This window comes from Nocardioides segetis (assembly GCF_051390595.1).
GTDB lineage: Bacteria > Actinomycetota > Actinomycetes > Propionibacteriales > Nocardioidaceae > Nocardioides.
Genome location: NZ_JBNINR010000006.1, coordinates 97755 through 122120, shown reverse-complemented (window position 1 = coordinate 122120; position 24366 = coordinate 97755). Strand labels below are relative to the sequence as shown.

General features: G+C 72.0%; 20 protein-coding genes. 17 read left to right on the top strand and 3 right to left on the bottom strand.

From position 1 onward, the window contains the following. Window positions 1-254 precede the first annotated feature (254 nt). From ACPZVR_RS13155 to ACPZVR_RS13140, 4 genes are read left to right on the top strand one after another with little or no spacing between them, the layout of a single operon-like run. A complete protein-coding gene (locus tag ACPZVR_RS13155) occupies window positions 255-866 on the top strand; it encodes a TetR/AcrR family transcriptional regulator (protein ID WP_436700052.1) in 612 nt (203 codons plus the stop codon). Then, on the top strand, window positions 863-1927 hold the full coding sequence (gene kdd, locus ACPZVR_RS13150; protein WP_436700051.1) for an L-erythro-3,5-diaminohexanoate dehydrogenase: 1065 nt from the start codon (window positions 863-865) through the stop codon (window positions 1925-1927). Before ACPZVR_RS13155 ends, kdd begins: the two co-directional genes overlap by 4 nt. Further along, window positions 1924-2301 (top strand): hotdog domain-containing protein, encoded by a 378-nt coding sequence (locus ACPZVR_RS13145; RefSeq protein WP_436700050.1) that lies wholly within the window; start codon window positions 1924-1926, stop codon window positions 2299-2301. The genes kdd and ACPZVR_RS13145 overlap by 4 nt, the downstream gene beginning before the upstream one ends. Beyond that, window positions 2298-3119, top strand: coding sequence for a beta-keto acid cleavage family enzyme (locus ACPZVR_RS13140; protein ID WP_436700049.1), 822 nt, complete (start codon window positions 2298-2300; stop codon window positions 3117-3119). Before ACPZVR_RS13145 ends, ACPZVR_RS13140 begins: the two co-directional genes overlap by 4 nt. Before the next feature lie 29 nt (window positions 3120-3148). Here the strand turns inward: ACPZVR_RS13140 and ACPZVR_RS13135 are convergent, their stop codons facing one another. Next, a complete protein-coding gene (locus ACPZVR_RS13135; RefSeq protein WP_436700048.1) occupies window positions 3149-3877 on the bottom strand; it encodes a hypothetical protein in 729 nt (242 codons plus the stop codon). 41 nt (window positions 3878-3918) lie between these two features. Here ACPZVR_RS13135 and rlmC point away from each other — a divergent pair, with 41 nt between their 5' ends. After that, a complete protein-coding gene (rlmC, locus tag ACPZVR_RS13130; protein WP_436700047.1) occupies window positions 3919-5076 on the top strand; it encodes a 23S rRNA (uracil(747)-C(5))-methyltransferase RlmC in 1158 nt (385 codons plus the stop codon). A 79-nt stretch (window positions 5077-5155) separates the two neighbouring features. On the opposite strand, the gene trhA is transcribed toward rlmC, so the two are convergent. Both trhA and ACPZVR_RS13120 read right to left on the bottom strand, forming a co-directional pair. Continuing rightward, window positions 5156-5896, bottom strand: a complete 741-nt coding sequence (gene trhA, locus ACPZVR_RS13125; protein ID WP_436700046.1) for a PAQR family membrane homeostasis protein TrhA — start codon at window positions 5894-5896, stop codon at window positions 5156-5158. 109 nt (window positions 5897-6005) lie between these two features. Continuing rightward, window positions 6006-7124, bottom strand: coding sequence for an AIM24 family protein (locus tag ACPZVR_RS13120; protein WP_436700045.1), 1119 nt, complete (start codon window positions 7122-7124; stop codon window positions 6006-6008). A gap of 109 nt (window positions 7125-7233) precedes the next feature. On the opposite strand from ACPZVR_RS13120, the gene ACPZVR_RS13115 reads away from it, so the two are divergent. From ACPZVR_RS13115 to ACPZVR_RS13060, 12 genes are all read left to right on the top strand, one after another. Beyond that, window positions 7234-8007 carry an isoprenyl transferase gene (locus ACPZVR_RS13115; RefSeq protein ID WP_436700044.1) on the top strand — a complete coding sequence of 258 codons (774 nt, stop codon included), beginning with the start codon at window positions 7234-7236 and terminating at the stop codon, window positions 8005-8007. Window positions 8008-8050: 43 nt separating this feature from the next. Further along, a complete protein-coding gene (locus ACPZVR_RS13110; RefSeq protein WP_436700043.1) occupies window positions 8051-8515 on the top strand; it encodes a DUF3817 domain-containing protein in 465 nt (154 codons plus the stop codon). A 52-nt stretch (window positions 8516-8567) separates the two neighbouring features. After that, the gene (locus tag ACPZVR_RS13105) at window positions 8568-9899 is read left to right on the top strand and encodes a serpin family protein (protein ID WP_436700042.1); all 1332 of its coding nucleotides are present in this window, start codon (window positions 8568-8570) and stop codon (window positions 9897-9899) included. A 186-nt stretch (window positions 9900-10085) separates the two neighbouring features. Beyond that, window positions 10086-11099 carry a phosphate ABC transporter permease subunit PstC gene (gene pstC, locus ACPZVR_RS13100; protein ID WP_436700041.1) on the top strand — a complete coding sequence of 338 codons (1014 nt, stop codon included), beginning with the start codon at window positions 10086-10088 and terminating at the stop codon, window positions 11097-11099. A gap of 1 nt (window position 11100) precedes the next feature. Further along, the gene (gene pstA / locus ACPZVR_RS13095) at window positions 11101-12285 is read left to right on the top strand and encodes a phosphate ABC transporter permease PstA (protein WP_436700040.1); all 1185 of its coding nucleotides are present in this window, start codon (window positions 11101-11103) and stop codon (window positions 12283-12285) included. Next, the gene (locus tag ACPZVR_RS13090; RefSeq protein ID WP_436700039.1) at window positions 12282-13856 is read left to right on the top strand and encodes a phosphate ABC transporter substrate-binding protein PstS; all 1575 of its coding nucleotides are present in this window, start codon (window positions 12282-12284) and stop codon (window positions 13854-13856) included. Before pstA ends, ACPZVR_RS13090 begins: the two co-directional genes overlap by 4 nt. Beyond that, window positions 13853-16444: a hypothetical protein gene (locus tag ACPZVR_RS13085; RefSeq protein WP_436700038.1), complete on the top strand. Its 2592-nt coding sequence runs from the start codon at window positions 13853-13855 to the stop codon at window positions 16442-16444. The genes ACPZVR_RS13090 and ACPZVR_RS13085 overlap by 4 nt, the downstream gene beginning before the upstream one ends. Beyond that, window positions 16441-17424, top strand: coding sequence for a sortase (locus ACPZVR_RS13080; protein WP_436700037.1), 984 nt, complete (start codon window positions 16441-16443; stop codon window positions 17422-17424). Before ACPZVR_RS13085 ends, ACPZVR_RS13080 begins: the two co-directional genes overlap by 4 nt. Before the next feature lie 76 nt (window positions 17425-17500). Continuing rightward, window positions 17501-18997: a substrate-binding domain-containing protein gene (locus ACPZVR_RS13075; protein ID WP_436700036.1), complete on the top strand. Its 1497-nt coding sequence runs from the start codon at window positions 17501-17503 to the stop codon at window positions 18995-18997. 91 nt (window positions 18998-19088) lie between these two features. Continuing rightward, the gene (locus ACPZVR_RS13070) at window positions 19089-19964 is read left to right on the top strand and encodes a phosphate ABC transporter ATP-binding protein (RefSeq protein WP_436700035.1); all 876 of its coding nucleotides are present in this window, start codon (window positions 19089-19091) and stop codon (window positions 19962-19964) included. Between the two features lie 91 nt (window positions 19965-20055). After that, window positions 20056-23613: a transcription-repair coupling factor gene (gene mfd / locus ACPZVR_RS13065; protein ID WP_436700034.1), complete on the top strand. Its 3558-nt coding sequence runs from the start codon at window positions 20056-20058 to the stop codon at window positions 23611-23613. Between the two features lie 41 nt (window positions 23614-23654). Continuing rightward, window positions 23655-24362: a hypothetical protein gene (locus ACPZVR_RS13060; protein WP_436700033.1), complete on the top strand. Its 708-nt coding sequence runs from the start codon at window positions 23655-23657 to the stop codon at window positions 24360-24362. Window positions 24363-24366: the final 4 nt, after the last annotated feature.

Genomic DNA, 24366 nt, shown 5'->3' with positions numbered 1-24366 from the left:
CTAGGTGTGTGGTGCGCCGCTGCTGACTCCTGTCGCCGGCGCTGACCCGTGCCGGGGACCATACCGATCGATCGATCGAGTGGCAATGGTCTCCACGGTTTTGCTTGCTCAGGTGCGTGAATCCGGCTCTACTGCGGCAAATGCGCGGCATCTCGCGCCATCGGTGCGAGGTGTTGACCGAAGAGGATCTGCGGTCCTAGGGTGAGGACTCCCGATCGATCGATCGGCGGCACGATGTGAGGAGGCTGATCGGCGTGAAGGACGCTGCGCACGAGTCGACCCAGGCCGCGATCCGCAACGCCGCGCTGCACCTGTTCAGCACGGTGGGGTTCAGCGGGACCGGCATCCGCCTGATCGCCCAGGAGGCGGGAGTCTCCCTGGCGACGCTCTACCACTACATGTCGAACAAGGAGGATCTCCTCGTCGGGATGCTGACCGAGAACATCGTCACGCTGCTGCGTGACGCCGAGCTCGCCCTCCTGGAGGTCGCCAAGCCGGTCGACCAGCTGGCCGCGCTCGTCGAGGTGCACGTCCGGATCCACACCGAGCAGCGACTGCTGTGCATCGTGAGCGACACCGAGATCCGCGCGCTCAGCGAGGAGCAGAAGGAGAAGGTCGTCGGCTACCGCGACCAGTACGAGGCGATCTGGCGCCGCACGATCGAGGCCGGCAGGGCCGCGGACGACTTCCAGGTCAAGAACGTCGCCGTGGCGGCGCGGGCACTGATCGAGATGTGCACCGGTGTCGCTCACTGGTACCGGCCCGAGGGGCCCATCGAGCTCGCGGAGCTGGTCGATCTCTACACCGACCTGTGCGCGAACGCGCTTCGAGCACAGAAGACACGACGAAGGCGAGAACAGCGATGACTGCAGCCGTGCCCCCACTCCCGTTCGGTGCCGCGCGCGTGGTCGAGCCGGCCGACGCGCTGCCCCAGGCGGCGCGGGTGCTCGACGTGCGCGGCCCGCTCCGGGACGACGAGGTCGCCATCGAGGTGTCCGACCTCAATCTCGACGCGGCCAGCTTCCACCAGATCCGTACGGCGACCGGGGGCGACGTCGCGCGGATGCGGGCCGAGGTCGCGGGGATCGTCCGATCGCGCGGCAAGATGCACAACCCGGTCACCGGCTCCGGCGGCATGCTCATCGGACGGGTCGCGGAGACCGGCGCCTCGAGCGGCTTCGCCGTCGGCGACCGGGTGGCGACGCTGGTGTCGCTCACGGCGACGCCGCTGGCGCTCGACGACGACCTCGACGGATGGGACGGACGCTCCGAGATCATCCCGACCCGCGGCCGCGCGGTCGTGTTCGGTGACGGCGTGCTCGTCCGGCTCCCCGACGACCTCGCCGAGCCGACCGCCCTGTCCATCTTCGACGTCGCCGGCGCGCCGGCCCTGACCCTGCGCACGCTCCAGCGACCATTGCTGGTCGGCCACGCCGAGCGGCTCCTCGTCCTCGGTGGCGGCAAGAGCGCGGTGCTCAGTGCCGCCGCCGCGCGCCGGGTGGGGGTGTGGGTGCAGGCGGTGGTGCCCTTCGAGGACGAGGCCGAGGACCTCCGGGGACGCGACCTGTTCGACGAGGTCATCGTCGCCGACGCCCGACATCCCCTGGCGCTGCGCGCCGAGCTCCTGGCACGCGGGCCGCTCGCCGACGTCACCCTGGTGTGCGTCAACCAGCCGGGCTGCGAGCACGCCCCGCTCCTGGCGACCCGCTCCGGCGGCGCCGTCGTCTACTTCTCCATGGCCACGGAGTTCGCCGCGGTGGCGCTGGGCGCCGAGGCGCTCACCCTCGACCTCGACCTCTTCATCGGCTCGGGCTATGTGCCCGGCCACGCCGAGCTGGCGATCGAGCTGGCTCGCCAGTATCCGGCGGTCCTGGAGTTCTTCGACTCCCGCAGCGCCGCTCCCGCACGATCGACAGGAACCCCATGAGCACCGTCACCCACCGTCGCTACGTCTCGCACGGCGACGCCCACTACGCCGGCGGCCTCGCCGACGGCGCCTTCGTGCTTCGCCTGTTCGGCGAGGTCGCCACGGAGATCAGCATCGCGACCGACGGCGACGAGGGCCTGCTCGCGGGCTACGAGTCCGTGGGCTTCCTCGCGCCCGTCTATGCGGGCGACATCGTCGAGGTGACCGGGCGCGCGGTCGAGTTCGGTCGCCGCAGCCGACGGCTCGAGCTCACCTGTCACGTGACCGCCCGTGCCGACGCCAGCACGCGCGAGTCCGGGTCGGTGCTGCTCGACGAGAAGATCCTCGTGACGGAGGCGATCGGCATCCTCGTCGTACCGGGGGAGCAGGGGTGAGCGAGGTCTTCATCACCGTGGCGCCCACCGGCGCCGAGTCCGGCTACGACGACAACCCCGGCATCCCGCTCCAGCCCGACGAGATCGTCGCCCAGGCAGTGGCGTCCGAGCGTGCCGGCGCGAGCCTCGTCCACATCCACGGCCGCGACCGCTCGGGAGCGTCCAGCCTCGACCGCGGCATCCTCACCGAGATCATGCACGGCGTGCGCGAGCACACCGACCTGGTCGTCCAGCTCTCCACGGGCGGTGGGGTGCGCGACAGCTTCGAGGACCGGATGGCCGTGGTCGGCCTGCAACCGGAGTCCTGCTCGCTGACCTGCGGCAGCGTGAACTTCGGCGACGAGATCTTCCGCAACCCCTATCCCTTCGTCGAGCGTCTCTACCTGGCGATGCTCGAGAACGACGTCCTGCCCGAGTTCGAGTGCTTCGACCTCGGCCACGTCGCGACCCTCCACCGGCTCCTCGACCGGCACGGTCCGCCACGGCAGGGCGTCGTCCACTGCAACCTGGTGATGGGTGTGCCCGGCGGGATGCCAGGCACGCCCGAGGCCCTGCTCGCGGCCCGGGCGCAGCTGCCCGCGGGCGCATCGTGGTCGGCGACCGGCATCGGACGCAGCACGCTTCCGGTCATGCTGACGACGCTCGCCCTCGGCGGACACCTGCGCGTCGGCATGGAGGACGTGCTGCGGTTCTCGCGCGACGAGCCGGTGCGGGACAACGCCCAGCTCGTCGACCGTGCCGTCGCGCTGGCCCGGATCGCCCAGCGTCCGGTCCTCGACAGCACCGCGACCCGGGCCCTCCTCGGGCTGTCCCGCTGACCCGGTGGCTCGGCACCAGTGACGGGACACTAGCTCGCGGGCGACGACCCGCGGTGGTGGTTGAGGACCGCGATCTTCTGCCAGATCTTGCGCTCCAGCGACACGGTCAGCGTCTCGACGGTGCTGACCGTGTCGAGCACGACCGGGTCACGGGACGCCTCGGCGCACAGCGCGGCGGTCTTGCCGATGAGGCTCAGGAGCTCCGAGCAGTAGTCCAGGTAGTGCTCCAGCTGCTCGGACGTGAGGTCCATCCGCACGCTCGCGTCCGTCGGCGTGAACTCCGAGCGGAGCCGCTCGGGGTCCTTGGTCAGCTGGTGCATGTCGACGATGTGGGCCATCGACCGCAGCCGATGGAGCAGCTCGAGCAGGCTCGAGCGCTGCAGCCGCTCGGGGACGGAGTAGAGGAACCAGATCGCCAGGGCGGCGAACACCAGGTCGTTGACCGTGCTCTCCAGCAGCGGGATCCAGGCCAGTCCGTCGTCCGGCGCGTCCGCGACGGCGGCCCGGGCGGCGAGGACCAGCACCGTGCCGGTGACCAGCAGGACCGCGACGATCCCGAACCTCGACAGCGGGCGCAGCCACGACCGCCGGCCTCGCACTGTCGCCGTCGAGGACGCCACGGTCCCCACGAGCGTCGCCAGCTCCCCGGCGACGCGGTGCAGGCCGCGCCCGGGGAAGCGCGCCTCGATCCGCTGCTCGAGGCGGCGCACGGTGGCGAGGACCGGTGCGGCCTGGACCTTCTCGAGCGAGGACGGCACGGCCGCAGCCTAGAGGAGGTGCCCCGCCTACGATGGGAGCCATGGGTCTCGCCGTGCTCGACTGCGCCCACTTCGCGGCGGGGGAGTGCCGGTCCTGCGCCTGGCTCGGGCAGGCGTACGACGCCCAGTTGGCCGGCAAGGAGGCGGCGGCGCGCGCCCTCGTCGACCGGCCGGGCCTCGCCTGGCTGCCGCCGGTGCCCAGCCCCGCGGCGGGCTTCCGCAACAAGGCCAAGATGGTCGTCGGCGGCACCGCGGAGCGCCCCACTCTCGGGATCCTCGGGCCGGACGGTGCGGGCGTCGACCTGCGTGACTGCGCCCTGCACCTGCCGGGCATCGCGGCCGCCCTCCCCGTGCTGGCGGACCTGGTGCGGCGCGCCGACCTGACGCCGTACGACGTGGCGTCGGCGGAGCCTGTCAGCCGCCGCGGCGAGCTCAAGCACGTGCTCGTCACGGAATCGCCCGCGGGCGAGCTGATGGTGCGTCTGGTGGTGCGCTCGACCGCCGTCGAGGCGCGGGTCCGCAAGCACCTGCCCTGGCTGCGCGAGCTGCTGCCGGCGATCCGCGTGCTCACCCTGAACGTGCAGCCCGAGCACCGCGCCGTCATCGAGGGCGACCGCGAGATCGTCCTCACGGACGCGGACACCCTCCCGATGCGGCTCGGCGACGTGACCCTGCACCTGCGACCGCGCAGCTTCTTCCAGACCAACACCGTCGTGGCAGCGGCCCTGTACGCCGAGGCGGCGGCCTGGGCGACCGAGCTCGCGCCGCGCCGCGTGGTGGACCTCTACTGCGGCGTCGGCGGATTCGCGCTGCACCTCGCCGGTCCGGGACGCCGGGTGACCGGCATCGAGATCAGCGCCGACGCGATCGCCAGTGCGGAGCGCTCCCGCGCCGAGGCCGGCCTGCCGGGCGCGACCGACTTCGCCGTGGGCGACGCCACCGCCCCGGAGCACGCCGCGCTGCTCGCGGAGGCCGACCTGGTCGTGGTGAACCCGCCGCGACGCGGCCTGGGGACGGCCCTCGCCCGGCGACTGGAGGAGTCGGGCGCGGAGCACGTGCTCTACTCCAGCTGCAACCCCACGACGCTGGCGCGCGACCTGGGCGAGCTGGCGTCGTACCGGCCGGTGCGGGCGCGGCTGCTCGACATGTTCCCGCAGACCCCGCACGCGGAGGTGCTGATGCTCCTCTCGCGCTCCTGACGTGCGGCGCAACGACCGAATTCGTCGTCCAACGGGCCGGATCGCGACAGATCCGGTAGGTGAACCGGCCCCACCTCGCTCAGCGCAGCGAGTACGTCGCCAGCGAGACCCCGACGTAGTGCGTCACGAACGCGGCGATGGTGAAGCCGTGGAAGATCTCGTGGAAGCCGAAGACCCGCGGCGCCGGGTTGGGCCACTTGAAGCCGTAGACCAGCCCGCCCATCGTGTAGAGCGCGCCGCCGACCGCGATGAGCACGAAGATCGCGATCCCGATGCCGAGCCCGAGCGCCGTGGCGCCCTCGAAGAAGGCCGGGATGAAGAAGATCGCCGCCCAGCCGAGCGCGATGTAGATCGGCGCCGACAGCCAGCGCGGCGCGCCCGGCCAGAACAGCTTGAACGCGATGCCGAGCAGGGCGCCGGTCCACACGGTCGCCAGCATCACGACCCGGGACGCGCCGTCGAGCAGGATCAGGGCGAACGGGGTGTAGGAGCCGGCGATGAACAAGAAGATGTTCGAGTGGTCGAACCGGTTGAGGACGGTCCACACCTTCGGCGACCACGTGCCGCGGTGGTAGAGCGCGGAGATGCCGAAGAGCAGCAGCGCCGAGCCGGCGTACAGCGCCGAGCCGACCCGGGTGGTCGCGGTCGGCGAGAGGCAGATCAAGACGATGCCGGCGGCCAGGACGAGGGGCGTCGAGACGAGGTGGATCCAGCCCCGGAGCTTGGGCTTGATCTCAGCGACCTTCTCACTGATCTGATCCCCGAGGTCGTCCAGCCGGGCGCGGACCTTGTCGTTCGCGTGGTGGAGGGCCTGGTTCATGCGCCGAGGATACCGGCGGGCACCGAACGCCACGACGGCCGGACGGGCGTGATCTCACGCTCGTCCGGCCGCCGGGACAGGCCGATCGGGGGTTGCGCGCCCCGAGCGGTCAGTGCGTGTGCGGAGGGACGACGCCACCCTCCGACGGCTGCACGATCACGAAGCCCTGGCCCTGGAAGGCGACCTGGAACGCCTCGCCCGAGCCGCGGCCGATGAGGGCGCCGGCGGTGAAGGTCGAGCGGATCGAGGTCTGCAGGTGCGTCGACCAGGCGACGAGCGCGTTGGCGTCGGCGAAGGTCGGCGCCTCGCCGGGGTTGAGCACGACCGGGTCGCCGTCGGTGGTGATCGCGACCCAGCCGGTGCCGCGCAGGGTCGTGTTGAACAGGCCGCCCGCGGCCATGCTGCCGCCCTTGACCCGCTCGACGTTCCACTCCAGCGCCGCGGAGAAGGCGAGGACGTTCTGGCCGTTGACGGACAGACCGCTGTTGTTGAGGTGGAGGATGTGGACCTCGTGCGCGCCGTCGGCGAGGAAGACGTCGCCCTGGCCCTCGACCCGCATCAGGGACAGGCCCTCGCCGGTGAAGGCCTTCTTGAGGAACTTCGCGGCGCCGCCGCCCTGGTAGTTGAAGTTGACGTTGCCCTGGTAGGCGACCATCGCGCCCTGCTTGGCCATGAACGGCTCGGTGATCCGCACGCGGAGGAGGCGCTTGTTCTGCAGGATCGCCCCCGCGCCGTCGATCTCGCTGAACCGGCCGTCGATCAGCTCACCGGAGATGCCGCTGAACGCGTCGGCCGGCACCGCCTGCGCGGCGTACCCGCCCAGGGGCTGGCCGGTGGGCTGGGCCTGCTGGTAGGGCTGCGCCTGCTGGTAAGACTGGGCCGGCTGCGCCTGCTCGGCCGGGGACGCGACCGCGGTCTCGGTGTCGAACGAGAACGCCGGCTCCGCGGGCCCGCCCGACCCGGTCTCGGCGGACGCCTCCTGACCGCCGACCCACACGTCGCCGCCCGACCCGGTGCCGCCCGCGTCGGTGCCGCCCGCGTCGGTGCCGCCCGCGTCGGTGCCGTCCGCGTCGGTGCCGCCCGCGTCGGCGGTCGGCTCGGCGCTCGGGTAGAGCGGCGAGGTCGACTGGACGCCCTGGTCGGACACGTGATCGGTCCACTGGGAGCCGTCCCAGTAGCGGAGCTCGTGGCGGCCGGTCGGGTCCGGGTGCCAGGCGGCTGCAGTCATGGTCGTCCTATCTGTCATCGGGGTCGGGGGCCGCGGCCCGGAGGCCGTGGTTGTGCTGCTCATCGTGTCAGCCGCGTGGGAAGGCCGGTAGCCCGGCTAACATCGGAATGTGGCGGACTGGAAGCGAGGCGTGCGCAGGGTGCTCTACCCGGCGTACGAGGCACGCATGCTTCGCCGGATGCCCGACAACCTGCCCAAGCACATCGGGGTGATGCTCGACGGCAACCGGCGCTGGGCGAAGGCGGTCGGGCGCGACACCGCGCACGGGCACCGGGCGGGCGCGGCCAACATCGAGCCGCTGCTGGGCTGGTGCGACGAGGTCGGCATCGAGGTGGTCACCCTCTGGCTGCTGTCGACCGACAACCTCAACCGTCCGGCCGACGAGCTCGAACCGCTGCTGGAGATCATCGCCGACGCCGTCGACTCGCTGGCCGACCAGCGGCGCTGGCGGCTGCACCCGGTCGGCGCCCTCGACCTGCTCCCGGCCAGCACCGCCAAGCGGCTCAAGGCCGCGGCCGAGGCGACGGTCGACATCGAGGGGATGATCGTCAACGTCGCCGTGGCCTACGGCGGGCGCCGCGAGATCGCCGACGCGGTCCGCTCCCTGCTCACCGAGCACGCCGCGCTCGGGACGCCGCTGGAGATGCTGGCCCAGCAGATCGACATCGAGCACATCGAGGAGCACCTCTACACCAAGGGCCAGCCCGACCCGGACCTCGTCATCCGGACGTCGGGCGAGCAGCGGTTGGGCGGCTTCCTGCTGTGGCAGAGCGCGAAGTCGGAGTTCTACTTCTGCGAGGCCTACTGGCCCGACTTCCGCCGCGTCGACTTCCTGCGCGCGATCCGCGCCTACGCCCAGCGCGAGCGCCGCTTCGGGGCCTGACCGGCACCGGGCGACCTGGGTCACACGGGTACGCTCGGGACCCGTGAGCAAGCCCCGCGCGAGCACCCCGACCCGCCTGTTCCGCACGGTCGCGATCGCCGAGGCGATCACCTGGACCGGGCTCCTGCTCGGCATGTTCCTCAAGTACGTCACCGAGACCACCGAGGCCGGCGTCCGGGTCTTCGGGATGCTGCACGGCGTCGTCTTCGTGGCCTATGTCGTGACGACCGTGGTCGTCTGGGTCGACCGCCGCTGGTCGGCCGGCCGGGGCCTGCTCGCCCTGCTCGCCGCGATCCCGCCGCTGGTGACGCTGCCGCTGGAGTGGTGGGCCGTGCGCAAGGGCTGGCTCGGCGACGAGTGGCGGCTGCCCGCCGGCGCGACCCGCTCGCTCCCGGACCGCGGCGTCGCCTGGCTGCTGGCCAACCCGCTGCGCGGACTCGGCGTCGGCGTGGTCGCCGTCGCGGTGCTGACCGGGCTCGCGCTGGTCGTCGGGCCGCCGACCTCCTGACCCCAAGCGTCGCCGCGGGAACCGAACCTCCCGGGCCCGCGTCGTACCGGGCATGACCGCTCTCGCCCGTCGCGCCACCCTCCAGCTCGGACTCGGCGCGCTCGCCGTCGGCGCCCTCGCCGCCTGCACCGACGGGGACCGCTCCGACGCCGGCCCGGACCCGGCGCCGGACCCCGACGGCATCGAGCTGGTCTCCTCCGACGCGCGCCGGGCCGCGGGCGACCCCAGCCTGGTGGCCGGCGTCGTCACCGGGCTCGACCGCTTCGCGGGGCGCCTGTACGCCGCCCTGGCGACCACCGAGGGCAACCTGGTGCTCTCGCCGTACTCCGTCGTGGTCGCGCTGGGCATGACGCTCACCGGCGCGGCGGGGTCGACCGCGCAGGAGATGCGGACCGTGCTCGGCGTCGGTGACCTCGGCGACCGCTGGCACCGCGGCGTGAACGCCCTCACGACGCACGTCGAGGGCCTGGCGGGGAGCCAGCAGCGTGCCGACGGCTCGTCGGCCGAGCTGGCGCTGGAGACCGCCAACCAGATCTTCGGCCAGCGGGGCGTCGGCTGGTCGGCCGACTTCCTGGACCTGCTGGCCAAGGAGTACGCCGCGCCGATCCGCGCCGTCGACTTCGAGACCGCGACCGAGCGGGCGCGGCTGCTGATCAACGCCTGGGTCGAGGAGCGCACCCGCGACCGGATCGTCGACCTGGTGCCCGAGGGCGTGCTCGACGAGCTGACCCGGCTGGTGCTGGTCAACGCGGTCTATCTCAAGGCGCCGTGGGAGCAGCCCTTCGAGAAGGAGCTGACCGCGCCCGGCCTCTTCCGTCGCCGCGACGGGAGCGAGGTCGAGGTGGACCGGATGCGCCGCCCGGACCTGGCCGGAGGGCTTGTCACGGGCGACGGCTTCCGGGCGGCCGTCGTGCCGTACGCCGGACAGCGGCTCGCGATGACCGTCGTCCTGCCCGACGACGGCGCGTTCGACAGGATCGAGGCCGCCGTCGCCGACGGCGGCTTCGCCGGCCTGCTGGACGGCGCCGTGCCCGGGGCCGTCGACCTCAGCCTCCCGCGGTGGACCTTCCGGACCCAGGCACCGCTCGGGGACGTCCTCGAGGCGCTCGGCATGCCCACCGCGTTCGACGACCGTCGCGCGGACTTCTCCGCGATGACCGACGAGGACCTCTTCCTCTACATCGCCGCCGTGCTCCACCAGGGCTTCATCGCGGTGGACGAGGAGGGCACCGAGGCCGCCGCGGCGACGGCGGTCGTCATGCGCACCGAGAGCGCGGTCGTCACCGAGGAGTTCGTCGTCGACCGGCCCTTCCTCTTCGTCGTCCACGACGTCGCGCACCGCACCCCGCTCTTCGTCGGCCGGGTGGCCGATCCCACCGCCTGACGGCGGTCCCGGACGCTCCGCACCCCGCCGGCCGGCTGATTTCAGCAAAGTCGCCAGCACCGTTCCCGTGCCGTTCACCGACCGCACCCCGGTTGGTCGCGGACCCCCGCCACCGTTCCCCGTGGTGGCGCGGCTCCGCGCTGCCACGAGACGGCCTTCTCGGGTGGCCACGACTGAGGACGACGTGTGACCAGCCTGCCCCTTGCCGATCCGGGCGCGCCCGAGGCGCAGCCGCGCCGGATCTCCCGACGATCCACGGGTGCCGACGCCGTCTTCGTCAACGTCTCCCGGGCGATCGGCGCTTCGGTGCTGGTCATCACCGGCGGGGTCGGCCTGTTCCTCGGCTGGCAGGCGTTCCCGACCCTGCGGCGGTACGGCTGGCGGTTCTTCACCGAGTCCGACTGGCTCCCCGAGGCCGACGTGCTCGGCATCGCGGCCGTGCTCGCCGGGACGCTGCAGATCGCCCTCGTCGCGATGGTGATCGCCTTCCCGCTCGCGCTGCTGACCGCGCTGTACATCTCCGAGTACGCGCCCGCGGCGCTGCGCTCGACACTGGTGTCGCTCGTCGACCTGATGGCCGCGATCCCGTCCATCGTCTACGGCCTGTGGGGCTTCTTCCTCGTGATGCCCCATGCCGCGGCATTCGCCACCTTCCTGCAGCGGCACCTCGGCTGGATCCCGATCTTCGACGTGAAGGACACCGATCCGGACGCCGCGATCTGGGACGCCAGCCGCTACACCGCGAGCGCGTTCTGCGCCGGCATCGCCGTGGCGATGATGGTGCTGCCGATGGCCTGCGCGGTCATGCGCCAGGTCTTCAGCCAGACCCCGCCGGGCGAGAAGGAGGCCGCGCTCGCGCTCGGCGCGACCCGCTGGGGCATGATCCGCACCGTCGTGCTGCCGTTCGGTCGCGGCGGCATCATCGGCGGCACCATGCTCGCGCTCGGTCGGGCGCTGGGCGAGACGATCGCGGTCCTGCTCATCATCTCGCCGGCCTTCGACCTGAAGTTCCGCCCGCTCGAGATCGGCACCAACAGCGTCAGTGCGCTCATCGCCGGCCGGTTCGGCGACGCGAGCGCGAGCCAGCTCTCCGCGCTCCTGGCGGCCGGGTTCGTGCTCTTCGTCATCACCCTGGGCGTCAACACCCTGGCCGCCGTCGTCGTCAACCGCAGCCGCTCGGGTGCCGGGGCGGAGGCCTGACATGAGCACGTCACCGGTCACCTCGCCGCGCGGCGCGCAGTTCGAGCCGCGCGGCACCACCGTGCTGCCGTCGTACGACGAGGACGCGCCGCCCCCGCTGCCGCGGCCCGCCCTGGGCCGGCCCAGCCTCGACGAGCGATTCGTCCGGTGGGGCGCGTGGGCCTCGGCGCTGGGCATGGCCTGGCTGGTCACGCAGCGCCTGCTCCCGCTGCCCGGTCCCGCCTGGTTCCTCGTCGCCTGGTTCGTCCTCGGCCTGGTCGTCACGGCCGTGCTCTCGGCCCTGACCGTGTCGATCGTCGAGGTGCGGGACCGGGTGGCGGCCGCCGTCGTCACGGGCGGTGCCCTCGTCGTCGGCGCGGCCCTCGTGAGCACCCTGGTGTTCATCGTGCTGCGCGGGTGGCGCCCCCTGCTGCACGGCAACTTCTTCGTCGACGACATGGCCGGCGTCGGCCCGAAGGACCCGTTCGACATGGGCGGCATCGCCCACGCGGCGGTCGGCTCGATGATCGAGATCGGGATCGCGCTGGTCATCGTGCTGCCGCTCGGCATCGGCACGGCCATCTTCATGACCGAGGTCGGCGGACGCTTCGCGGTGCTCGTGCGCACCATCGTCGAGGCGATGACCGCGCTGCCGTCGGTCGTCGCCGGCCTGTTCGTCTACACCACGGTCATCGTGGTGGCGGGCTGGCCCCGCTCCGGCCTCGCCGCCGCGCTCGCGCTCGCGGTGATGATGCTGCCGATCGTGGCGCGGGCAGCCGACGTGGTGCTGCGCGTCGTCCCGGGCAACCTGCGCGAGGCCGGGTTGGCGCTGGGCGCGAGCCGGTGGCGGACCGTGTGGCACGTCGTGCTGCCGACCGCCCGGCCGGGGCTCGCGACCGCCGTCATCCTCGGTGTCGCGCGCGGCGTGGGGGAGACCTCGCCGGTGCTGCTCACCTCCGGCGCGGCCGCGTTCATGGTCGTCGGGCCGACCGACGGGGTCATGAACTCGCTGCCGCTCTACATCTACACCACCGTCCGCAGCGGCGAGCCCCAGGCCATCACGCGTGCGTTCGCCGCCGCGACGGTGCTGCTCGGTCTCGTGCTGTTCCTGTTCGTCCTGGCCCGCCTCGTGGCGCGGCCCAAGAAGGCGAAGAAGACCCGGCCGTCCTCGACGGCGCGGACCCGTCCCGTGAAGGAGAACCCGTGAAGCGCCTCGTGGCGGCCCTGGTGGCACTGGTCTGCGGCGTCAGCGTCCCGCTCGCCGCCCATGCCGCCGTTCCCTACGCCCAGATCGAGGGCACCGGGTCGACCTGGTCGGAGCTGATCGTCCAGCAGTGGATCGCCGACGTGAACGCCAACGGCATGAAGGTCGTCTACACCGGCGGCGGGTCGACCAAGGGGCGCAAGGACTTCGCCAACAACAGCGTCGACTTCGCGATCTCCGAGATCCCCTACCAGGGCACCGACGAGCAGGGGCAGGCCGACACCAGCCAGGGCCGGCAGTACGCCTACCTGCCGATCGTCGCCGGCGGCACGGCCTTCACCTACCAGCTCAAGATCGGCAACCAGCAGGTCAAGAACCTCCGCCTGTCGGGGGAGACGCTGGCCAAGATCTTCACCAACCAGATCACCAACTGGGACGACCCCGCCATCGCCAAGGACAACAACGGCCGGAAGTTCCCGTCGCTGCCGATCATCCCGGTCGTGCGCTCCGACGGCTCGGGTACGACGGCCCAGTTCACGACGTGGATGGACAAGCAGCACCCCAGCATCTGGCGTCCGTACTTCGGGCGGTCCGGCCTCACGTCGTACTACCCGAAGAAGTCGGGCAGTCGGATGGTCAGCCAGGCCGGCTCGGACCAGGTGATGAACACGATCAAGGGGTTCTCGGGCAACGGGATGATCGGCTACGTCGAGTACTCGTACGCGATCAACGCCAACTACCCGGTGGTGAAGGTCAAGAACGCGGCCGGCTACTTCGTCGAGCCGACGCAGTACAACACCGCGGTGGCGCTGACCCAGGCCAAGATCAACATGGACACCACGTCCCAGCTCTACCTGACCCAGAACCTCGACGCCGTCTACACCTACGACGACCCGCGGTCGTACCCCATCTCGTCGTACTCCTACATGCTGTTGCCGACCGGGGGCAGCGACCAGCGGATGTCGACGGCCAAGCGGCAGACGCTCGCCGACTTCATGTACTACTCGCTGTGCACGGGACAGACGAAGGCGGGCGCGTACGGCTACTCGTCGCTGCCGCTCAACCTGGTCCAGGCCGGCTTCGAGCAGATCGCGAAGCTGAAGGCGGCCGACCCCGCCGTCGAGCTCACGGACCGTGACGTCAAGAGCTGCAACAACCCGACCTTCGACGGCAAGAACCCCGACAAGAACCTGCTCGCCCAGAAGGCCCCGAAGCCGCCCGCCTGCGACAAGGAGGGCGCCGGCCCGTGCGGCACCGAGACCGGCACGGGCGAGCCCGCCACCGACGACACCGCCCCGGCGGCGGACGCGCCGCCGGCGGGCGAGGCGCCGCCGGCCGCCGTCGACCCGGCGACCGGGCAGGACGTCCCGGTCGCGGAGAGCGGCGCCCTGCCGGTCGCCGGCGGCACCCAGGACGTCTACGCGACGCCCGACACGCTCTCGGCCGACCGCGCCGGTGACCGGCGTCCGTTCGGCTGGCTGATCGTCCTCGAGCTGCTCGCGCTCGTGCTCCTGCCCGGTCTGCTGGCGGCGGCGCTCCGTCGCCGGCTGACCACGCGGGGGACCGTCCGATGAGGCGCGGGCCCCGTCGGGTCCGGGCGCTCCGGCTCGGCCTGGTCGCCCTGGTCGTCGGCGCGAGCGCGGCCACCGGGGTCACCGCTCCGGCCGTCGCCGAACGGCCGCAGCCCGTGACGCCCCGGGCCGCCGTCGCCGGGGACGCGTGGAGCCAGACGAAGTCGATGCAGCGCGAGTTCATCGCCGCGGACGGTACGTCGACCGCGATCTCGGATCCGAACACCGGCGGTGCCTGGCAGGTCACCGTCAACGCCGACCACACGCAGAACCTGCGTGGTCGCGAGCGGGTCGGCATCACCTGGAGCGGGGCCCAGCCCAGTGCCGGCCGGGCCAACGACCCGTTCGGACCCGGCGGTGTGAACCAGGAATATCCGGTGGTCGTGCTCCAATGCCGGGGGACCGGGGATGCCATCACGCCGGAGACGTGCTGGACGTCGTCCTTCGCGCAGCGCTCCCAGGTCTCCAAGTCGGGCAGTGACGCCGGCTGGACCGAGGACCTGCACGCCGGCGCCGCGGCCAAGGAGAAGGTCTCGTCCAGCAACGGCACCGTGCCGGACGCCGCCACCTGTCCGACGATCGACCGGACGGGTCTGCTCTACACCCGGGTCGTCCCCTTCGTCGCGGCCAACGGGACCGTCTTCCCGGCGTGCGACGCCAAGACGATGCCGCCCGAGGCGGCCGCGGACGCCGCCCTGCCGGCCAATGAGATGTATGCCTTCACCGACGCCGCCGGCGGCGGCAGCGTCCAGTTCGAGGTGCGCACCGACGTCGAGAACGAGTCGCTGGGGTGCAGCAAGGCGACCGCGTGCTCCATCGTCGTGATCCCGATCGTGGGACTCAGCTGCGACACCGCCTCGACGGACGACGCCTCGAAGCTCTCGGTGACCGAGAAGTCGTGCCGGCGTACCGGACAGTTCCTGCCGGGGTCGAGCAACTTCACCAGCATCGGCGTCGACCAGGCGGCATCGCCGCTGCTGTGGTGGTCGGAGTCCAACTGGCGCAACCGCTTCGTCATCCCGGTCACGTTCGGCGACCCGCCGGACACCTGCGACATCCTCGACCCGCGGGCACCGACGGGCTTCTACGGCTCGGAGCTGATGGCCCAGGCCGCGCTGCAGTGGGCGCCGGCGTACTGCCTGAACAAGAAGCGCTTCAAGTTCCAGCACAACCAGATGCCCGACCAGGCCGGCTTCTCGCTGATGGCGTCGGGCGGCGGCGCCGCCGCGCTGGTGTCGTCGAAGTACGAGGCGACCGGTGATCCGGTCGGCTACGCGCCGGTCGCGCTGACCGGGTTCGGCATCGGCTACATCATCGACAAGCCGGACAACGCCGGGGAGTTCACCGACCTGCGGCTGAACGCCCGGCTGCTCGCCAAGCTGATCACCCAGTCCTACACCGGGTCCAGCTTCGGCGCCGGGCACCCGGGCATGGAGCAGAACCCGTGGACCATCAACCGGGACCCCGAGTTCGTCGCCCTCAACCCGGGCCTCACCGACGAGGCGATGGAAGCGGGGGCCGCCCTGCTGTCCTTGTCGAACTCCTCCGACGTGATCCGTCAGCTCACGGAGTATCTCGCCAGCGACAAGGACGCGATGGCGTTCGTCAAGGGCAAGGCGGACCCGTGGGGGATGCGGGTCAACCCGTCGTACAGGAAGATCAAGCTGCCCCGCGACGAGTGGCCACTGCTCGACGACTACGTGCCGACCGGCGGCACGGAGTGCAAGGCGAACAACCCCTCGACGTACTTCAACGACCTCGCCGCGCCGGTGTCCACGCTGCGCAAGATCGCCGAGGCGCTGCTCGACGCGTGGCCCAATGTGCAGACGCGCTGCGACACCGATCTCAGCGTCGACCCGCCGATCTACAAGCTCGGTCGCACCGAGCGCCAGCACTACGGCCACCGGCTCATGCTGGGCGTGGTCAGCCTCGGGGACGCCCAGCGCTACGGGCTGCGCACGGCGGGCCTGGAGACGCGCAAGGGTCGGTACGTCACGCCGACGACCGAGTCGCTGACGGCGGCCGTGAAGCTGGCCGAGCCCACGGGCGGACGTGGCCCGTTCGAGATGGACATGGCCGAGCTCCGCAAGGCGGGCAACGCCTATCCGGGCACGATGCTCGTCTACACCGCGGCGCGGCTGCAGAACCTCGACAAGGAGGACGCCGCCAAGGTCGCGCAGTTCATCCGCACCGCCACCTCCGAGGGTCAGCGGCCCGGCAGCGGCAACGGTCAGCTGCCCGGTGGGTTCGTGCCGATCCGCAAGAGCGGCGCCACCAAGGCGCTGTACGACCGCGCCCAGTCGGTCGCCCGCGCCATCGAGCAGCAGAAGGTGCCGGCCGCGCCGCCGGAGGCGGGGTCCGCGACCGTGACCCCGGGGGCTCCCGAGGCGGTCCCCGCCGGCGAGCCGGCCGCCGCCGCACCCGCTGCGGGCCCGGCCGCCGCCGCACCCGAGGCGCTCACGATGCCGCCGACGAAGGCGGTCTCCTCGGAGTGGAGCGGCCGGCTGCTGCCGGTGCTGCTCGTGCTCGGCCTCGTGTTCTCCGTCGTCAGCGCCGTGTCGCGGGTCGTCGTGCTGCGGAGTCGCCGATGACCGCGCTCGACGACCCGCAGGTCCGTGCCGGCGACGTCACGCCGGCCTCGCCCCCGGGGCGGGGCCTTCGCCTCCGGCGGTCGTCTCCGCAGCGCCGTGCGCCCCGGCCGCCCCGCACCCCTCGGCCGGCCGGACCGCCCAGCCGGGTCGAGACGGCGGGCTCGGTGGTCAGCACCTCGACGACGATGGTCGCTCTGGTCACGCTGTGGATGGCCCTGCAGATGCTCGTGCTCGGCGGCGTCGCCCAGGAGCGCAGCCAGTCGCTGCTCTACCGGGAGTTCCGCGCGCAGGTCGCCGCTGCCACCGCGCCGGTCGGGCCGGTCACCGATCCGGGCGCGCCCGTCGCCCTGCTGGAGATCCCGCGGCTGGGGATCCAGCAGGTGGTCGTGGAGGGCACCGCCTCCGGCGACCTGCTCGCCGGTCCCGGCCATCTCCGCAACACGGTCCTGCCCGGCCAGGCCGGGACGTCCGTCGTCCTCGGCCGCGCGGCGACGTACGGCAGCCCGTTCGCCGACGTCGACCGGCTCGAGCCGGGGGACCGGATCGAGGTGACCGTCGGGCAGGGACGGGTCGTGTTCACCGTGCAGGCGCTGCGTCGCAGCGGCGACCCGCTGCCCCAGCCCCTCGCGAGCGGACGGTCCCGGCTCACGCTGGTCACCGCCGAGGGGAGCGGCCGGCTGGGCGCGATCGCGCCGGGCGAGGTCGTGTACGTCGACGCCGAGGCATCCTCGGCGTTCCCCGCACCGTCGGGCCTGCCGCCGACGGTCCCCGAGTCGGAGAAGCCGATGGGCATCGACACAGGGGTGCTGCCCCTGCTCGCCCTCGATCTCGCGCTGCTCCTGGCGTTGACGCTCGGCGTCATCGCCGCTCGTCAGCGATGGTCGCTGGTGCACGTGTGGGTGGTCGCGACCCCCCTCGCGATCGCGCTGGCGTGGGTGACGACCGACGGAGTGATGCGGCTCCTGCCCAACCTGACCTGACCGCCGCCCTCGGGTGGCGCCGTCCGCCGCGGTTGCACCGGCAGCCGCTCGCCTCTCACAGAAAGTCGAACACGCAATGTCCGTACGCAAGACCTTCACGGCCGCCTTCGCCGCCGCGGTGGCCACGTCGGCGGTGACGATGATCGCCTCTCCGGCCCACGCCGCCTACATCGAGCAGCCCTATGACAGCAAGCCCGCGCCGACCGCGGCCGACCTGGTCGGTGGCGGCTCCGACACGACCATGATCGCCATGTACGAGGTGGCCAAGCTCTGGAACAACGGCGCCAAGGCGGGCTACGGCCAGGCCTTCGACATCGCGTCCTTCGACGCCTTCGGCGGCGGCGACATCCCGCTGGGGAACGGCACCGAGATCCTGCGCCCCAACGGGTCCGGGAAGGGACGCGACGCCCTCATCGCCAACGCGGCGATGGACTTCGCACGATCGTCGTCCGCGATCAGCGGGTCCGCGGCCGAGACGTTGGAGGGCATCCCGTTCGCTCTGGACACCGTGGAGATGGCGGTGTCCAACAACGGCGGGGGGACGCCCTCGGCTGCTCCCGCCTCGCTGACCCTGGCTCAGCTGCAGTCGATCTACGACTGCTCGGTGACCAACTGGAACCAGGTCGGCGGCGGCAACGCCCCCATCAGGCCGCTCGTCCCGCAGTCGGGCTCGGGGACGCTGAGCTTCTTCACGTCGAGCCTCGGCGTCGCGACGGGCGCCTGCGTCAAGGACTACATCGACGCCAACGGCAACGGCACCAAGGACCCGGGCGAGGCCAGTGTCCAGGAGCACGACGTCACGGCCGTCCAGACCGACCCGAACGCGATCGTCCCGATCTCCAAGGGCCGCGCGAGCCTGGTGGCGAACAACCCGGTGCGTCTCGTCGGCGGTGCGCAGGTCTCGTTCAAGCGCGCTGTCTACAACCTGGTGCGCGCGACGGACATCGCCAAGCCCGAGATCCAGGCGTTCTTCGGTCCTGACGGCTTCCTGTGCTCCGCGGCCGCCAACGAGGCGATCGCCCGGGGCGGTCTGACCCAGCTCGCCACCGAGGCCAACGACGGCGTCTGCGGTTCGCCGGCCGACAGCACCTCCAACTTCACCACCAACGAGGTCGTGGCCAGCGCGACCACGCTGACCGGTACCAACCTGGCCGCGGGCGTCCGCCTGACCGCGACCGTCTCCGGCTCCTCGCAGCCGACGGGATCGGTGTCCTTCTACGAGGGCGCGACCCTGCTGCAGAAGGTCACGGTCGTGTCGGGCCAGGGCAACTACGTCGTCCCGTCCCCGACGGTCGGCGCGCACACCTACAAGGCCGTCTTCACGCCCAACAACGCGAAGTTCCTCGGCTCGGAGACGACCACCACGGTGAACTACGCCCCGCCGGCCACCGGTCCGTCCCCGGCGCTCGCCGCCGCGCTGGCCCAGCTGGACAAGGCGCAGACCAAGGTGGCCAAGCTCAAGAAGCAGGTCAAGAAGGCGAAGGGCGCCAAGAAGGTCAAGGCCAAGAAGAAGCTGAAGAAGGCCAAGAAGGCGGTCAAGACCGCCCAGGCCGCGGTCGCCGCCGCGTCCTGACCGTCCTGACGCACCACCCGTAGCTCCGCAGTGCCGGTGCCGGGCGACAACGTCGTCGCCCGGCACCGTCCCGCCCGACAGGAAGAACCCCATGGACCCCAACGCCGACCAGACGACCGTCATCCCGGAGGTGCGTGCCGACGTACCCCGACTCGACCCGGCGGTGCCGGTCGACGCGGGCGCGTCCGTGAGCCTGGCCGAGATCGAGGCGCGCCAGATCACCGCCTGGTTCGGCGACCACAAGGTCCTCGACCGGGTCTCGCTGACGATGGCCGCCGGCCGGATCACCGCCCTGATCGGGCCCTCCGGCTGCGGCAAGTCCACCTTCCTGCGCATCCTCAACCGGATGCACGAGCTCGTCCCGTCCGCGCAGCTGGCCGGCGAGGTCCTCCTCGACGGGGAGGACATCTACGACCCGGGCAGGCGGCTCATCGACGCCCGCCGCTCGATCGGCATGGTGTTCCAGAAGCCGAACCCGTTCCCGGCGATGTCGATCCAGGAGAACGTGCTCGCGGGCCTCAAGCTCACCGGCACCCGGATGAAGAAGTCCGACAAGGACGACCTCGTCGAGTCCTGCCTGGTCAAGGGCGGGCTCTGGAACGAGGTCAAGGACCGCCTCGACGCCCCGGGCGGCGGGCTGTCCGGCGGCCAGCAGCAGCGCCTGTGCATCGCCCGCTCCCTGGCGATCCGACCCCGGGTCCTGCTCATGGACGAGCCCTGCTCGGCCCTCGACCCGACCTCGACCCGGGTGATCGAGGAGACCATGCTCGAGCTCGCCCGCGAGGTGACGATCGTGATCGTCACCCACAACATGCAGCAGGCCGCACGGGTCTCCGACCAGTGCGCCTTCTTCCTCGCCTCCCAGGGCCAGCCCGGCGTGATCGTCGAGCACGGCGACACCGACGCCATGTTCCAGGCGCCCCAGGACTCCCGCACCTACGACTACGTCAACGGCCGCTTCGGCTGAGTGTCGGCGGCACGCCGTAGGCTGGTCGCCACACCCCCGGTCGTCACAGACCGGGGGCGCTCGTGCTGTCCCCTGACCGAAGGTGCACCTCGTGAGTCTCGCCGGCCTCGCCGACGCCGTCCTCGCCGACCCGACGCTGTCCGCCGCACTCGCGGGCGCGGTCGACGGCACCCAGCCGACCGGTGAGCTGACCGGTCCGGAGGCCCTGCGGCCGTTCCTCGTGACCGGGCTGGCCCGGGCCGGGCGCCCGGTGCTGGTCGTGACCGCGACCACCCGCGAGGCCGAGCAGCTCGTCGCCGAGCTCGGCGACCTGATCGACCCGGACCGGGTCGCCTACTACCCGAGCTGGGAGACGCTGCCCCACGAGCGGCTGAGCCCGCGCAGCGACACCGTCGGCCGTCGGCTGGCCGTGCTCCGCCGGCTGTGCCACCCGGGCACCGATGCCGCGACCGGGCCGGTCCAGGTCGTCGTGGCGCCGGTGCGCAGCGTGCTGCAGCCGCAGGTCAAGGGGCTCGGCGACCTCGCGCCGGTCGAGCTGGCCGTGGGGGCGAGCGCCGAGATCGAGGACGTCGTCGCCGGACTGGTCGGCGCGGCGTACTCCCGGGTCGACCTCGTCGAGAAGCGCGGCGAGTTCGCCGTCCGGGGCGGGATCGTCGACGTCTTCCCGCCGACCGAGGAGCACCCGCTGCGGGTGGAGTTCTTCGGCGACGAGGTCGACGAGATCCGCTCGTTCGCGGTGGCCGACCAGCGCACGATCGAGAAGGTCGACCGGCTGTGGGCCCCGCCGTGCCGCGAGCTGCTGCTGACCGACGAGGTCCGGGCCCGGGCCGCGGAGCTGGGGCGGACCCACCCGCAGCTGCTCGAGATCACCGACAAGCTCAGCGAGGGCATCGCCGTCGAGGGCATGGAGGCGCTGATCCCCGCGCTCGTCGACGAGCTGCAGCTGCTCGTCGACCTGATGCCGGAGGACACCCGGATCCTGGTGCTCGACCCCGAGCGGGCCCGCGCGCGGGCGCACGACCTGGTGGCGACGAGCGAGGAGTTCCTGGCGGCGTCGTGGGCCACCGCGGCGAGCGGGGGTCAGGCCCCGATCGACCTGCAGGCGGCGTCGTACCAGTCGCTCGCGGACGTCCGCACCCACGCGCGCGAGCGCGGCCAGGCCTGGTGGACGTTCAGCCCGTTCGGGCTCGACTCAGCGATAGTCCCGGGGCAAAAGCACCAGGAGACGCCCGAGAACGGTGCTTTTGAGCAGGGAGTATCCCCGGCGCCGGCGTACCGCGGCGACGTGGCGCAGGCGTTCGCCGACATCGCCCGCTGGCGCGGCGAGGGCACGGCCGTCGCGGTCGTCCACGTCGGCCACGGACCCGCGCAGCGCATGGTCGAGGCACTGGGGGAGCAGGACGTCCCGGCCCGGCTGGTCGAGGACCTTCCGGCCGGCCACGAGCTCGATCCCGCCGTCGTGACCATCGCCTGCGGCAACCTCGGCCACGGCCTGGTCGACACCGCGCGCGGCCTCGTGATCCTCACCGGCGAGGACATCGTCGGCGCGAAGGCCTCGACGCGCGACAAGGGCGCGATGCCGGTGCGCCGCAAGCGGCAGATCGACCCCCTCGAGCTCAAGGCCGGCGACTACGTCGTCCACGAGCAGCACGGCGTCGGCCGGTTCGTGGAGATGAAGCAGCGCGAGGTGCAGGGCGCCGTGCGCGAGTACCTCGTCCTCGAGTACGGCCCGTCCAAGCGGGGCGGCCCGCCGGACCGGCTCTTCGTCCCGGCCGACACCCTCGACCAGGTCACGCGCTACGTCGGCGGCGAGCAGCCCAGCCTCGACCGGCTCGGCGGCGGGGACTGGACCAAGCGCAAGAACAAGGCGCGCAAGGCCGTCCGCGAGATCGCGGCCGAGCTGATCAAGCTGTACGCCGCCCGGCAGGCCACGAAGGGCCACGCGTTCGGCCCCGACACGCCCTGGCAGCGCGAGCTCGAGGACGCCTTCCCGTTCCACGAGACCCCCGACCAGCTGACCACGGTCGACGAGGTCAAGGCCGACATGGAGCGCACGGTGCCGATGGACCGCCTGGTCTGCGGCGACGTCGGCTACGGCAAGACCGAGATCGCCGTGCGGGCGGCGTTCAAGGCGATCCAGGACGGCAAGCAGGTGGCCGTCCTGGTTCCGACCACGCTGCTGGTCAACCAGCACCTGGCGACGTTCAGCGAGCGGATGAGCGGCTTCCCGGTCGTCCTCAAGCCGCTGAGCCGCTTCCAGACCGACAAGGAGGCAGCCGAGACCGTCGCCGGCCTCGCCGACGGCAGCGTCGACCTCGTCGTCGGCACCCACCGGCTCTTCAACGCCGACACGAAGTTCAAGGACCTCGGCCTGATCATCGTCGACGAGGAGCAGCGCTTCGGCGTCGAGCACAAGGAGGCGATGAAGCGGCTGCGCACCTCGGTCGACGTCCTCTCGATGTCCGCGACGCCGATCCCGCGCACGCTCGAGATGGCGATCACCGGCATCCGCGAGATGTCGACGATCACCACCCCTCCCGAGGAGCGGCACCCGGTACTGACCTACGTCGGCGGCTACGAGGACCGGCAGGTGGTCGCCGCCGTACGCCGTGAGCTGCTGCGCGACGGCCAGGTGTTCTACATCCACAACCGGGTCAGCTCGATCGAGAAGGCCGCGGCGAAGATCCGCGAGCTGGTCCCCGAGGCCCGGGTCGCCACGGCCCACGGCCAGATGGGGGAGCACCAGCTCGAGCAGGTGATGGTCGACTTCTGGGAGAAGAACTTCGACGTGCTCGTCTGCACGACGATCGTCGAGTCCGGCATCGACGTGTCCAACGCCAACACGATGATCATCGAGCGCTCCGACACGCTGGGGCTCTCGCAGCTCCACCAGCTGCGCGGCCGGGTCGGCCGGTCCCGGGAGCGCGCTTACGCCTACTTCCTCTACCCGACCGAGAAGCCGCTCACCGAGACCGCCCACGAGCGGCTGGCCACGCTCGCCCAGCACTCCGACCTGGGCGGCGGCATGGCGATCGCGATGAAGGACCTCGAGATCCGCGGCGCCGGCAACCTGCTCGGCGGCGAGCAGTCCGGTCACATCGCCGACGTCGGCTTCGACCTCTACGTCCGGCTGGTCGGCGAGGCGGTGCGCGACTTCCGCAGTGACGGGGAGGTGCCCGAGCAGCTCGACGAGGTCCGCATCGAGCTGCCGGTCGAGGCCCACCTGCCGCACGACTACATCCCGAGCGAGCGGCTGCGCCTGGAGATGTACAAGCGTCTCGCCGAGGTCCGCACCGACGCCGACGTCGACGAGATCGCCGCCGAGATGAACGACCGGTACGGCGAGCCGCCCGAGCAGGTCGCCGCGCTGCTGCTGGTCGCACGCTTCCGCGCCCGGGCCCGCCAGGCGGGGGTCAAGGAGATCACCACGGTCGGCAAGAACGTCCGGTTCCACCCGGTCGTCCTTCCCGAGTCGCGCACCATCCGGCTCAACCGGCTCTATCCGAAGTCGATCGTCAAGCACCAGCTGGAGTCGATCCTGGTGCCGCGTCCGGGCATCCCGGGACGGACGGGAACCCCCCTGGAGGGGGTGGCCCTGCTTGAATGGGCCAGACTCGTCATCGACTCGGTCATCGACCCCAAGGAGTGAGTGTGCGCCCCTCGTTCGTGCCCAGGTTCGCGTCCAGGTTCGTGCCGAGGTCCCTGCCCGCCGTGGCGGCGCTGTCCGCGGCTGCCCTGCTGGCCGCCGGCTGCGGGGTCTCCGACGACGGCGTCAAGCCGGGCGTCGCGGCCGAGGTCGAGGGGCAGCAGCTGCGGCTGAGCAAGGTCGACCGGGCGGTCGAGGACTACTGCGCGCTGCGGGCGGCGAACCCGCAGGCGACCGCCGCGCCGACGGCGCTGATCCGCGCCCAGTTCGTCGTCGGCTGGACCCAGGCGGTCGCCGTCGACGCGCTCGCTGACGAGCACGGCGTGACGCTGCCGTCGGAGGCGATCGACCGCACATCGGTCCAGCAGGCGTGGGAGCCGCTCGGCACCATCGACGACGACAACTACGAGACCTTCGAGTGGCTGACCTGGATCCAGCAGCGGCTCAGCGACCCGGTCGCGCAGCTCGGTGCCGAGGACGCGGGCGTCGAGGGCCAGGAGGCCGTCGCCGCCGGGATCGACCTGATCACCGGGTGGCTCGGCGACAACGACGTCACCTTCAACCCGGTCTTCGGCTCCTACGACGCCGAGACGGGCGTCTTCGGCAGCGACCCGCTGTCCGTCCCCGTGAGCGGCGAGGCCAAGGGCGCCAGCGACACCTCCGCGCTCACGCCCGAGCAGATCGCGGACCTGCCGGCCGACCAGCGCTGCGGCCCGGCCGCGGCTCCGGCGGCCGCCGCCCCCCAGGGCTAGGACC

Coding starts and splice junctions, on each gene's coding strand:
- kdd (WP_436700051.1), top strand. CDS start 863: ATGACTGCAGCCGTGCCCCCACTCCCGTTCGGTGCCGCGCGCGTGGTC.
- ACPZVR_RS13145 (WP_436700050.1), top strand. CDS start 1,924: ATGAGCACCGTCACCCACCGTCGCTACGTCTCGCACGGCGACGCCCAC.
- rlmC (WP_436700047.1), top strand. CDS start 3,919: ATGGGTCTCGCCGTGCTCGACTGCGCCCACTTCGCGGCGGGGGAGTGC.
- trhA (WP_436700046.1), bottom strand. CDS start 5,896: ATGAACCAGGCCCTCCACCACGCGAACGACAAGGTCCGCGCCCGGCTG.
- ACPZVR_RS13120 (WP_436700045.1), bottom strand. CDS start 7,124: ATGACTGCAGCCGCCTGGCACCCGGACCCGACCGGCCGCCACGAGCTC.
- ACPZVR_RS13105 (WP_436700042.1), top strand. CDS start 8,568: ATGACCGCTCTCGCCCGTCGCGCCACCCTCCAGCTCGGACTCGGCGCG.
- pstA (WP_436700040.1), top strand. CDS start 11,101: ATGAGCACGTCACCGGTCACCTCGCCGCGCGGCGCGCAGTTCGAGCCG.
- ACPZVR_RS13085 (WP_436700038.1), top strand. CDS start 13,853: ATGAGGCGCGGGCCCCGTCGGGTCCGGGCGCTCCGGCTCGGCCTGGTC.
- ACPZVR_RS13080 (WP_436700037.1), top strand. CDS start 16,441: ATGACCGCGCTCGACGACCCGCAGGTCCGTGCCGGCGACGTCACGCCG.
- ACPZVR_RS13075 (WP_436700036.1), top strand. CDS start 17,501: ATGTCCGTACGCAAGACCTTCACGGCCGCCTTCGCCGCCGCGGTGGCC.
- ACPZVR_RS13070 (WP_436700035.1), top strand. CDS start 19,089: ATGGACCCCAACGCCGACCAGACGACCGTCATCCCGGAGGTGCGTGCC.